Below are 12,047 nucleotides of genomic sequence, written 5' to 3' on the forward strand. Positions count from 1 at the left end.
TGCTTAATATATCATTGACTCAATAGTAGAGGTATACGGAATGGAGCAAAGTTGTGAGAGGTTCACAGTATCGGGATTAGTTCAAGGAGTGGGGTTTCGCTACCATACTTCATATCAAGGTCTTAAACTCGAAGCGACAGGCTATGCAAAAAACCTAGACAATGGGGATGTTGAAGTGGTGGTCTGCGGCAGCGATTCGCAAATAGAAACGATGGCAAAATGGTTAGAACACGGGCCTAGAAGTGCGAGAGTTGATAGCTTGATTCGAGAATCTATCGCTTATAAACCGTACAAAGGGTTTAAGATCCTGTAGTGGGGACTACAGGACATTTATCGCTATAAACATTTAGCAGGTTTTGGTAATCCCGCGAGTTTTGTTGCTTGTTTTGCTGGCCCTTGCTTGAAGAGCTTAAACAGGTACTTGCTGTTACCTTTTTCTGGTCCGTGGGCTTTTTCCATCGCTTTAACGAGCATGCGAACCGCAGGAGAAGTATTGAACTCTTCGTAAAAATCGCGAACAAAGTGAACCACTTCTAAGTGTGCTTCGGTTAACTCGATACCTTCTTGTTCTGCCAGTATTGAAATCATACCTTCTTCCCAATCAGTATGATCTAATAAGTAGCCTTGTGCGTCAGTTTCGATTTGTTTGCCGTTGTACTCAAACATCTTACGATCCTAATTTTTATGATATTCAATAGGGTAGCGCAGCATACCTTGACTGGGCAAGATATCAAGTAAAAAGCCCGAAAGGGAAACCTTTCGGGCTTTGTCATATCTATACAACAATGACGAATTAGTCGTTGTTCATAATGCCTAAGATTTGAAGCAGGCTAATGAAGATGTTGTAGATCGATACGTATAGAGTCACTGTCGCAGAGATGTAGTTAGTTTCACCGCCACGAACAATGCTTTGAGTTGTCATAAGAATTGCCATTGTAGAGAAAACAATGAACAAGCTGCTTAGCGCTAGGTGAAGTACTGTTGATTGGATGAAGATACTTGCAATCATACCAACAATCAGAACAACAAATAGAGACAGCATCAAGCCACCCATCATAGATAGGTCGCGCTTAGTTGTCAGTGCGTAAGCAGAAGCTGCTAAGAATGAAAGCGCAGTACCACCTAGAGCTGTGACGATAAGATCGCCCATACCAGCGCCAACGTAGGCGTTAAGGATTGGACCTAACGTGTAACCCATGAAACCTGTTAATAGGAATGTGAATACAAGGCCCATTCCATTGTTACGGTTCTTTTCAGTTAAGAATAGTAAGCCGTAAAAGCCTACTAGTGTGATAATTAGGCCAGGGTGAGGAAGGTTCATCACCATAGCAACACCAGCAACGACTGCAGACCAAAGCAGCGTCATTGAAAGTAGTGCATAAGTGTTACGCAATACCTTGTTGGTTTGTAGAGCACTTTCTTGGCTTGAAGTGCGTGTAAACATAGGACTGTTCATAATCTTCCTCGTGAGGTTTTATGTTTATATCTACATTTATGAGGTTGAATGAGCAAAAGATCAAGCCCCAGTTGGTGTAGTAGTAGATAAAATAATAATAGAAATAAAAACTTATGTATTTTGAAAGATGTAACACAATATAACAACTAAAAAGGGGCGACCTAAGTCACCCCTTTTACGTAGATCACGGATTAGTGATGCAGAATTTGTGCTAAGAAGTTTTGCGTACGATCTGATTGAGGGTTTTCGAAGAAATCGACCGGGTTGTTTTCTTCAATAATCTCTCCCGCATCCATAAAGATAACGCGATCGGCGACTTCTTTGGCAAAGCCCATTTCGTGTGTTACACACAACATGGTCATCCCTTCTTCTGCCAGTTCTACCATTACATCCAGTACTTCACGTACCATTTCAGGATCGAGTGCAGAAGTAGGTTCATCAAACAGCATCACTTGTGGATTCATACACAATGAACGAGCAATCGCCACACGTTGTTGTTGACCACCAGAAAGCTGACCAGGATATTTGTCTGCCTGCTCAGGAATCTTAACACGCTCCAAATATTTCATCGCAATCGCTTCTGCTTCATCTTTTGGCATCTTCTTGACCCAGATTGGTGCCAGAGTACAGTTCTCTAACACGGTTAGGTGAGGGAAGAGGTTAAAGTGCTGGAAACACATTCCGACTTCACGGCGAACCGCTTCAATATTTTTAAGATCGTCGGTTAATTCATTACCAGAAACGATGATCTGACCTTTCTGGTGCTCTTCTAAGCGATTGATGCAGCGAATCATGGTTGATTTACCTGAGCCAGAGGGACCACAGATAACGATTTTTTCGCCTTTCTTCACATCTAGGTTGATGTTCTTGAGTACGTGAAACTCACCGTACCACTTATTCATATCCTTTAGTTGGATCATGTAATCTTGTTGTTGCGTCATAATACGTCCTTGAGCTTTCTGATTATCGTTTGTGACCGGTATGAAGTTTGTTCTCTAGCCAGATCGAATATCTCGACATGCCAAAACAAAATACCCAGAACACTAACGCGACAAATACATAACTTTCGGTAGCAAATCCTAACCATTCTGGGTCAGTGTTTGCTGCTTGGCCGATACCGAGTACGTCAAACATACCAATAATAAGTACAAGACTGGTATCTTTAAATAGGCCAATGAATGTGTTTACGATTGAAGGAATGGTAATCTTAAGCGCTTGAGGCAAAATGATTAATCCCATTTTCTTCCAGTAGGTGAGTCCTAGAGCGTCGGCCGCTTCATATTGACCCTTAGGAATGGCTTGCAAGCCACCACGAACCACCTCTGCCATGTAGGCCGCACTGAACATAACCACACCAATAAGAGCGCGGATCAGTTTGTCTGTCTCCGAACCTTCAGCAAGGAACAGTGGCAACATGACTGACGCCATGAAGAGCACAGTGATCAGTGGTACGCCACGCCATACTTCAATGTAAACGGTACAGATACTGCGGATGATTGGCATATCTGAGCGACGCCCCAAAGCGAGAGCGACACCGATAGGCAGTGATACAACAATACCCACTAGAGCGATGATAAGCGTGACAAGCAAGCCACCCCATTTATGGGTTTCTACTACTTCTAACCCAAATACACCACCATACAGTAATGCTGCAATGATGAACGGATAAACGTTAACAAAGAACAGCCAAATCCAAAGACGTTTTGGTGTCTTTTCATACGCTAACAGTACCGTAAAAATTGCTAGAGTAATGTAAAACAGACGCGGACGCCATAGCTCTTCCTGAGGGTAGAAGCCGTACATGAACTGTTCCCAGCGTACGCTGATAAACACCCAACAGGCTCCGTCGCGACTACAAGCATCACGGGTTGTTCCTACCCAGTCCGCTTTCAGAAATGCCCAGTCAACGATGTTCCAAAGTAGCATAAACGATAAGTAAGCGAGAACAATGGTAACAACTGAGTTTACCGGACCATTAAACAGGTTTTTTCTTAACCAACCGACAACACCAACTGTATTTGCTGGAGGTGGCAGGTCAGGCTGAAATTGATGTACTTTCATGCTATCTCTCCACCAAAGCAACTTTACGGTTGTATATGTTCATCAATGCTGAGGTTAACAAACTCAACGTGAGGTAGACGCCCATTGTCATTGCAATAATCTCGATTGCCTGACCGGTCTGGTTGAGTGTTGTACCTGCAAACACGGATACCAAGTCTGGGTAACCAATCGCCATCGCAAGTGATGAGTTCTTGGTTAAGTTAAGATATTGGCTAGTCAGTGGAGGAATGATGATTCTTAGCGCTTGAGGAATAACGACAAGCTTTAAAGTGCGAGAGCGAGGTAGACCAAGCGACATCGCAGCTTCCGTTTGGCCATGGCTTACTGCGTTGATACCTGAGCGCACGATCTCAGCGATAAACGAAGCAGTATAGATACTTAAAGCCAGTAAAAGTGCGGCAAGCTCTGGAATAATGCTTACACCACCACGGAAGTTAAAACCTTTTAGCTCTGGATATTCAGCCGTAATTGGTGAACCCATTAAGAAGTAAACCACAACTGGTAAACCAACGCATAACCCTAGGGCGATTCTACCCATTGGTGTTTGCTGACCCGTTAGGCGTTGCTTGTTATTGGCCCATATATTGATAAATATCGTTGCAATAACACCGAGAATCAGCGCACCGATTACGACTGATGAGCCTGATTCGAAGACTGGAGCAGGGAAGTACAGACCTCGTACGTTGAGGAATATTGCTTCACCTAGGCTCAAACTTTGTCTTGCAGAAGGCAGGGCTTGAAGTACAGCAAAGTACCAAAAGAATATTTGCAGTAACAGAGGAACGTTTCGGAATATCTCAATATAAACCGCCGCAAATCGGCTAACCAACCAGTTAGATGATAGGCGTGCAATACCCATAATAAAACCGATGATGGTCGCCAAAATGATACCAAAAAACGATACTAGGGCGGTGTTAAGTAAGCCGATAACGAATGTTCGACCATAAGAATAGGTTTCATCGTATTCAATCAGCGTCAGGCCAATCCCAAAGCCAGCTTCTTGATCGAGGAAGTCAAAACCCGTGGCGATACCGCGAGCTTCTAAGTTGGTAAGTGCATTATTGACAATTGTGTAAAAGAAAAAGACAAGCGCTGCTATCGCAATAATCTGGAAAACAACTGCTCGAAAGGTGGGATTGTAAATAAGGCTAGCGTTTGAACTCGGTCCGTTATCCGAATTCGCCGCAACATTAGTAGGTTTCATACAGCTATAACCTCAAATCCATTTTTATAAAAAGGGCGGCCAAAACCGCCCAATTTTTTGTTTAGTAACTAGCTAATAATAGTTATTAACGGATTGGTGGAGCGTACATGAAGCCGCCAGCGTTCCATAGAGCGTTCACACCACGTGAAATTTTCAGTGGAGAACCTTCACCAACAGTACGCTCGAAGCTTTCACCGTAGTTACCTACTTGTTTGATAACTTGGTAACCCCAGTCGTCACGGATACCTAAACCTTTACCTTTAGGGCCATCAACACCTAGGATACGCTTGATGTTTGGATCTTTTGACTTAAGCATTTCATCCGCATTTTTAGATGAGATACCGTACTCTTCTGCGTTGACCATTGCCGCCAGTGTCCATTTAGCAATGTTGAACCATTGGTCATCACCTTGACGAACCACAGGACCTAGAGGCTCTTTAGAGATGATCTCTGGAAGTACTTGAGCTGAAGATGGATCTTGTAGGTTCAAGCGAAGTGCATATAGACCAGATTGGTCAGTTGTAAGTACGTCACAACGGCCTGCATCGAAACCTTTAGATGTTTGAGCTGCTGTATCGAATACAACTGGTTTGTACGACATACCGTTGTTACGGAAGTAGTCAGCTAGGTTAAGCTCTGTTGTAGTACCCGACTGAACACATACTGAAGCGCCGTCTAGCTCTTTAGCACTTGTAAGGCCAAGATCTTTTTTAACCATAAAGCCTTGACCATCGTAGTAGTTTACACCGACGAAGTTTAGACCAAGGGCCGTATCACGGTGCAGAGTCCAAGTTGTGTTACGAGAAAGAACGTCGATTTCACCAGATTGTAGGGCAGTGAAACGCTCTTTCGCTGTTAGAGGAACGTATTTTACTTTTGTTTTATCGCCTAATACTGCAGCTGCAAGACCTTGACAGTATTCTACGTCGATACCTTCCCATTCACCTTTCGAGTTCGGGTTAGAGAAACCTGGCAAGCCAGTACTTACACCACAAGTTAGGAAACCTTGTTTAGTTACTTTATCCAGCGTGCTATCTGCCGCAGAAGCGCTTGTAGACATCAGTGCAGTAGATGCAGCTACAACTGAAGCAAGAAGTGTTAGTTTATGTGCCATTTGTATCCTTCCTGTATGATCCATGTTTGTTCAGGCTCATCCTGATTAAACGATTAAATAATGTTGTGTTTCATTAATTATTAGGTTGCTATCGCTCGTCTTCGAGTCGTAGTTAAATCAACCAGTTATAAGCGTAGGAAAGGATCTGTGATTTCTCAAATGTATAATTTAAAAAGATTTTTGATTGAACTCACAAACCCTGACAGACATTAGAATGGCAATATGTTGCTAAAATGTAAATAGTGCAACAGGTCACAAAACTGGTGCGACAGGATGGTGTAATAAATTTATCAATACAATTAGATTTGAAGTTTGAATGAATGTCTCAGTGTGGTTGATAAAACCAAAGAAAGTATAAAATTTGGTCATAAATTATGGACTTGATCGAAATCACATGAATCTAATGCCCCAATTTTGTTAGTATCGAGGGTAAAGACGTTTTCAGTTACTCAAGGAATGAAATGCAGTATTTTCCTCTATTTATAGATTTAAACCATAAACCTGTCTTGGTTGTTGGGGGCGGGGAAGTCGCGAGTAGAAAGGTTGATAGCCTGATCAGAGCGGGGGCGGATGTGACGATCGTTTCTCCTCAAGTTGAAGATTATCTGGCTAAGCTTGTAGCGAATGAAGAGTGCCGTTGGGTGCAGGGATTTTATTCAGAAGAACTGCTCGAAAAGAAATTTGTGCAAGTATGGGCGACGACTGATAACCCAAGTTTGAATCATCAGGTGCATCATGATGCTAAACGTCAAGGCATTTTGGTAAATGTTGTAGACGATCAACCATATTGCGATTTTATCACGCCGTCTATTATCAACCGTGGTCGCATACAGCTAGCGATATCCAGTGGTGGAGCGGCTCCTGTTCTCATTCGTAATGTACGCGAGAAATTGGAAGCCGTTCTACCGCAAAACTTATCACTTCAAGCGGAGTTTGCCGCCTCTAAGCGTGCGGATATAAAGGAAAAGCTGCCAACTGTTGATGAGCGTCGTAAGTTTTGGGAGGCTTTCTTTGCACGTGCCGATGTAGACAAGGCGACGGCCAACTCAAGCCTAGAGCGTGCGTATCAAGCATTGTTGACTGAAGGGTTTGATCAAAAAGGTTCAATCACTTGGATTGAACATGGTGATGATGTTGAACTTCTCACATTGAAAGCCCTAAGGCTGATGCAGCAAGCAGAGTTGGTGCTTTTTGATGGAAAATGTCCATTTAGTTTTATAGATCTGGTGCGCCGAGATGCCGAGCGAGTGGAATATCACAATGATGCAGAGCTCGCCGAGATGTTAAACAGGGCAAGAGCTGACGATCTTCGTGTGGCAGTTTTTATCCCACCTAAATCGAGCGGGGTGACTTTCCTCCAAGGAGAAGACTTGTTGTTGAGATTAGGCTCTGGGAAATAAAAACAAAGAAGCCGATACACAGTATCGGCTTTTATCGGTTAGCACTTCATCTTAGTCACGGAAGTTTTCGTACTGGAACGGCTGACCTAGCTCTGCTTCACGCATTAGAGCGATTACAGCTTGCAGGTCGTCGCGTTTCTTGCCAGTCACACGTACTTTTTCGCCCTGAATAGAAGCTTGTACCTTCATCTTCTTATCTTTAATAAGCTTGACGATCTTTTTCGCAACAGGTGTTTCAATACCTTGCTTGAAAATGACAATCTGGTGCCAGTTCTTACCAGAGGCTTCTTCGCCTTTCGCTTCCATAGAGTTCGCATCGACACCGCGCTTAGCTAAGTGACCACGTAGAATGTCGCGCATTTGCTTCAGTTGAAAGTCACCTTCAGCGTTCAATCGTACTGATTCATCTTTTTGCATTTCAAAAGATGCTTCTACACCACGAAAATCGAAACGAGTAGCAAGTTCGCGTGTTGCGTTGTCTACCGCGTTACGCAGTTCTACAGTGTCGACTTCAGAAACAATATCAAATGATGGCATGTTGGTTTCCTTCTATTATGAGCGTTCTTTAACAGCTGTTGCCAGCATATCAAGCATGGTTGCAGTATCTTCCCAACCTAAACAAGGGTCAGTGATGGATTGACCATAGGTGAGGTTGTTGATGTCAGCCATTGACTGGTTGCCTTCAAGAATGAAGCTTTCAGCCATGATACCCGCCACTTGGTTCTTACCAGATTTAATCTGCTCGCAGATATCTTTAGCAACATCCAATTGTTTGCGATGCTGCTTTTGGCAGTTAGCGTGGCTAAAGTCAACAACAAGGCGTTGTGGCAAACCAAACTCTTCCAATTGCTTGCATGCTGCTTCTACTGACTCAGCATCAAAGTTAGGGCCTTTATCACCACCACGCAGGATGACGTGACCATAAGGGTTACCACTAGTGCGGTAGACTGTCATGCGGCCATTTTTATCCGGAGAGTAAAAATAGTGTGACGCTTGTGAAGCGCGGATCGCATCAATTGCAATCTTGATGTTGCCGTTAGTACCGTTTTTAAAACCAACTGGGCAAGAAAGTGCAGAAGCCATTTCACGGTGGATCTGAGATTCTGTTGTACGTGCGCCAATCGCGCCCCAAGTGATAAGGTCGGCGATGTATTGACCTGTGATCATATCGAGAAACTCAGTTGCCGTCGCAAGACCAAGTTTGTTTATATCTAGCAAAAGCTTACGCGCCTTGTTTAGGCCTGCTTCTAGTGCGTAAGAACCGTCTAGGTTAGGGTCTGTGATCAGTCCCTTCCAACCGACGACAGTACGAGGCTTTTCGAAATACGTACGCATTACGATGAAAAGCTCATCTTTGTATTGGTCTTGAATTGCTGAAAGACGCTCTGCGTAGTCAATTGCAGCTTCAGTATCATGTACTGAACAAGGGCCTACGATCACCAAAAGGCGTTGGTCTTCCCCTGTAAGAATGTTTTCTATTTGACGACGTGACTGTGCAATACGCTGGGCTACTTCGTCCGTAATGGGATGGGCGCTTCCTAACTCTGCCGGTGTCGGCATTGGACCCAAAGGTTGGGTTCTTAATTCATCGGTTTTTAATGGCATACCACAGCCTGTTCTTTTTATTGCGAAGCGGTAAAGATAACGGAAACACACCTAGGAATAAACTACTTATCGAGATTCTTCTTTATACGAGGCTGTAAAACTGAAAAATCGACCGTTTGAACAGGTGCTTGTTGCTCTGAATGCGCTGACTATTACGCTCAACTGTTGCCTAGCGGCCGTGAGTAAGCTGTTAAATCATTTGGACTAGCAGGTTGGTGTTGGGTTATTAAACAACTGTTTCATATCACTGTTTAAATGCTTAATGTTAACAAAATGTTGACATGACTGTGCGTTCGTTATGAACTGGAAGAAATTTAACTGGTCGGATTAGATCTATGTTGTCAGCATTGTCAAAAGCAAACTTCTATCTTAACTATTTCGGTTTCTTTAAAGTCCCATTTATCTGGTTGGCAAGACCAAAGATATTGCAGCTTGACTCGGAGCGAGTCGAAATCAAAATTCCGCTAAAACGCAGAACGAAGAATCACCTCAACAGTATGTATTTTGGCGTACTTGCGGTAGGCGCGGATGTGGCCGGAGGGTTTATGGCGATGAGTAAAGCCCAAGATTGTGGCAAGAAAGTATCGCTCGCCTTTAAAGCCGTCGAAGGGCAGTTTTTAAAACGCCCGGAAGGCGATGTTCACTTCGTGTGTGAAGATGGCAAGTTGATTGATGAAATGCTTGCTGAAACGTTTGAGACAGGTGAACGGGTGAATAAAGCGGTAAAAATAACCGCCATATGTCCAACTCTTCACGGAGACGAACCAATGGCGGAGTTCTTTCTTACTCTGTCACTGAAGCAAACGGGTGGCTGATATCTTCCACTTCCATTTGCTCAACGGCGACAATCTTGCTTCGATTTAACACGATCTTCCATCGGTAGAATTTAGGCTCACCGTCATGGTTATCTTCTTTGGCGATTAAGTTTATCAGGTGGCGTTTCTCTACCGATTCGCGACTGACTTGCCCATTGTTATGGGTGTAGACTTTATTCGAGCCCTTATCCATCAATCGGGTGAGGGCACGCATACTAACCATTAAAGATTCACGGGTTTCTTCATAGCCACTCATAAACTTAGAGGTCGACATTTCAGTTTGAGAGCTATAATGAAGGACTTGTTCTTCTCTTTGAACGACCCGCTTTTTACGAATCGATTTGATTCTGTCTGGCAGTTTGTCCAAAACTTTATAATCGAGCCATTCGAGTTTTTGTCCGACCGCTTTCTTGGTCGTTGGATCGAGATAAAGCTTCCGCCATTTAGGGCGACCTTTACGAATCCATCGCCACATCACGTCACGCAAGTCATCTTTGAAGATTTCTCGTAGTGCATAGACGAAAGACATCAACACAATGAAGGAGGCGGTAATCTCTCCCCAGTAGTCGCGCGCCAAAATCGCAGTGATGGTAACGAACACCATGACAAAGCCAGTCGCACCACCTTTCACTACGCGTTTCATGTTCTTGCCGAGAGATTGCGTTTTCTCTTGCAGAACGACAGGATGCTCAATCAAACGACGTAGCAGTCGCATCTTGTTACTTAATCGCGTTACGTCGTCACGTACACTTTTTGAGTTGTAGTTATTGAGCTTACGGTGTGCCGCCTCTTTTTCTACGATAGCAAGCAAGCTCTCTTTTAAACTTTTGTATTCACTGTCTCGCGGCATATGCGCGATCAAAGACATCAAGCGCTGACCAGTGTACCAAGAAAGATAGTTATCAATATTGGCGTAGTATCGTTTAAGTCCTTCTTCATAAGGAACACTACGACGTAACTTTTTCAGTATATCGAGGGAAAGCTTGATGACTTCGTCCACTTCGTCAGTGGTGACGGTTTCTTTGTTATGTTTATTGAGCTCATTTACCGCTTTATCTAATGCGATAACATACTGATACGCGAACAAACTCAAACTTACACGATACTGGGTGGTCGATAGTCGGCCACGTTTCGCGAGTCGACTGTGAACGAGAGGGAGAAGTGTTTTGTCACTGTAATAAGCACGTTTTTGAGTGATGGATTCATAGTAGAATTCACTCTCTTTGAGAACGTCAGGAGACAAACCAAGCTCACCTGGTACAAAAAAGTACAAGTCTAAATCAGACTTTTTGGTCGCCGCCATAGAGTGGGAAATTTTGAGTGTAATGCCGTCCTGCTTATCAACGGTTAACAAATAGAGCTCCAGAAAAAAGACAAAATACTTGGCGAAAGCATAACAGAGATTCGCTATAATCACCGCAAATTTAACAAGAGACAGTTGAAATGATTAAAGTTGGTCAGATTAACCACTTAGAAGTAGTAAAAAGAGCCGATTTCGGCCTATTTCTTGATGCTGGCGATTATGGTACGACCTTGTTGCCAAATCGATTTGTTCCAGAAGGTGTAGAAGTAGGTGATTCTCTAGACGCTTTTTTATACTTCGATTCTGACAGTCAGTTAGTCGCCACAACTGAAACGCCAATCGCTCAAGTGGGTGAATGGGGTTTGATGAAAATTGAAGGTGTGAACTCTACGGGTGCATTTGCTGATTGGGGTATTAAAGGCAAAGATCTACTTATTCCCTTTAGTGAACAGCGCGCCCGTTTTGCAATGGGGCAAACTGTTTTAGTTTATGTCTACACCGATAAGGCATCAGGTCGTATCGTAGGTACCACTAAATTTAACAAGTGGCTTGATAAGACACCAGCAAACTACCAACGCAATCAACAGGTGGATCTAATTATCGCAGAGCGAAGCGACTTAGGTTTCAAAGCGATTGTTGAAGGTCAGCACTGGGGTATGATTTTTAAATCTGATGTGTTCGGTAAGCTGTTTATTGGCAAAAAGCTGAAGGGATACATTAAGAGCGTTCGTGAAGATGGCAAGATCGATCTTTCTCTGCAAAAGGTAGGTGTTGGCAAAATGGACGACTTGAGTCAGAAGGTGCTGGACCTGCTAGAGAAGAAAGGGGGTTTCCTTCCTCTTAATGACAAATCTTCTCCAGAAGCAATTTTTGCTGCCTTCCGCACCAGTAAAGGCACGTTTAAGAAAACGATCGGTGGATTATACAAGCAAGGAAAAATCGTTATCGATAAAGAAGGCATTCGCCTCGCTTAGTTAAAATTTGAAGCCGCTTCCATAAAAAAAGGCCCAATGCTGATCCTGCTTTGGGCCTAGGGGAAGGGCTCATAGAGAGCCTGCGCTAACTGTTTGAATTTCCGACTTTATCCAT

13 protein-coding genes are annotated in these 12,047 nt (G+C 43.6%); 4 read left to right on the plus strand and 9 right to left on the minus strand.

The genetic code is table 11. The annotated features are described in order from the left end of the window. Positions 1–40 precede the first annotated feature (40 nt). On the plus strand, positions 41–313 hold the full coding sequence (gene yccX / locus IX91_RS07155; protein ID WP_004743391.1) for an acylphosphatase: 273 nt from the start codon (positions 41–43) through the stop codon (positions 311–313). Between the two features lie 23 nt (positions 314–336). Here the strand turns inward: yccX and IX91_RS07160 are convergent, their stop codons facing one another. From IX91_RS07160 to IX91_RS07185, 6 genes are all read right to left on the minus strand, one after another. Next, on the minus strand, positions 337–666 hold the full coding sequence (locus tag IX91_RS07160; RefSeq protein WP_004743392.1) for a TusE/DsrC/DsvC family sulfur relay protein: 330 nt from the start codon (positions 664–666) through the stop codon (positions 337–339). A 127-nt stretch (positions 667–793) separates the two neighbouring features. Further along, on the minus strand, positions 794–1,456 hold the full coding sequence (locus tag IX91_RS07165) for a Bax inhibitor-1/YccA family protein (RefSeq protein ID WP_004743393.1): 663 nt from the start codon (positions 1,454–1,456) through the stop codon (positions 794–796). Between the two features lie 191 nt (positions 1,457–1,647). Further along, on the minus strand, positions 1,648–2,397 hold the full coding sequence (locus IX91_RS07170; RefSeq protein ID WP_004749473.1) for an amino acid ABC transporter ATP-binding protein: 750 nt from the start codon (positions 2,395–2,397) through the stop codon (positions 1,648–1,650). A gap of 22 nt (positions 2,398–2,419) precedes the next feature. Further along, a complete protein-coding gene (locus IX91_RS07175) occupies positions 2,420–3,517 on the minus strand; it encodes an amino acid ABC transporter permease (RefSeq protein ID WP_004743395.1) in 1,098 nt (365 codons plus the stop codon). Between the two features lies 1 nt (position 3,518). After that, the gene (locus IX91_RS07180; protein ID WP_004749472.1) at positions 3,519–4,721 is read right to left on the minus strand and encodes an amino acid ABC transporter permease; all 1,203 of its coding nucleotides are present in this window, start codon (positions 4,719–4,721) and stop codon (positions 3,519–3,521) included. Between the two features lie 85 nt (positions 4,722–4,806). Continuing rightward, positions 4,807–5,835, minus strand: coding sequence for an amino acid ABC transporter substrate-binding protein (locus tag IX91_RS07185; RefSeq protein WP_004744142.1), 1,029 nt, complete (start codon positions 5,833–5,835; stop codon positions 4,807–4,809). 461 nt (positions 5,836–6,296) lie between these two features. On the opposite strand from IX91_RS07185, the gene IX91_RS07190 reads away from it, so the two are divergent. Further along, entirely contained in the window at positions 6,297–7,235 is a 939-nt protein-coding gene (locus IX91_RS07190; RefSeq protein WP_004744052.1) for a precorrin-2 dehydrogenase/sirohydrochlorin ferrochelatase family protein, read from the plus strand. Between the two features lie 51 nt (positions 7,236–7,286). Here IX91_RS07190 and IX91_RS07195 read toward each other — a convergent pair whose 3' ends face one another. Together IX91_RS07195 and IX91_RS07200 are read right to left on the minus strand one after the other, a co-directional pair. Beyond that, positions 7,287–7,772, minus strand: coding sequence for a YajQ family cyclic di-GMP-binding protein (locus IX91_RS07195; RefSeq protein WP_004744051.1), 486 nt, complete (start codon positions 7,770–7,772; stop codon positions 7,287–7,289). A gap of 15 nt (positions 7,773–7,787) precedes the next feature. Next, entirely contained in the window at positions 7,788–8,840 is a 1,053-nt protein-coding gene (locus tag IX91_RS07200) for a 3-deoxy-7-phosphoheptulonate synthase (protein WP_004749471.1), read from the minus strand. 335 nt (positions 8,841–9,175) lie between these two features. Between IX91_RS07200 and IX91_RS07205 the strand changes: the two genes are divergently transcribed. Then, complete coding sequence (locus IX91_RS07205) at positions 9,176–9,655, plus strand: DUF4442 domain-containing protein (RefSeq protein WP_004743369.1); 480 nt, start codon at positions 9,176–9,178, stop codon at positions 9,653–9,655. Here IX91_RS07205 and IX91_RS07210 read toward each other — a convergent pair. Then, complete coding sequence (locus IX91_RS07210; protein WP_004743368.1) at positions 9,624–11,009, minus strand: hypothetical protein; 1,386 nt, start codon at positions 11,007–11,009, stop codon at positions 9,624–9,626. The two genes, IX91_RS07205 and IX91_RS07210, sit on opposite strands and share 32 nt — an antisense overlap. Before the next feature lie 89 nt (positions 11,010–11,098). On the opposite strand from IX91_RS07210, the gene IX91_RS07215 reads away from it, so the two are divergent. After that, complete coding sequence (locus tag IX91_RS07215) at positions 11,099–11,932, plus strand: CvfB family protein (RefSeq protein ID WP_004743367.1); 834 nt, start codon at positions 11,099–11,101, stop codon at positions 11,930–11,932. Positions 11,933–12,047: the final 115 nt, after the last annotated feature.

Source organism: Vibrio tubiashii ATCC 19109, assembly GCF_000772105.1.
GTDB classification, from domain to species: Bacteria; Pseudomonadota; Gammaproteobacteria; order Enterobacterales; family Vibrionaceae; genus Vibrio; species Vibrio tubiashii.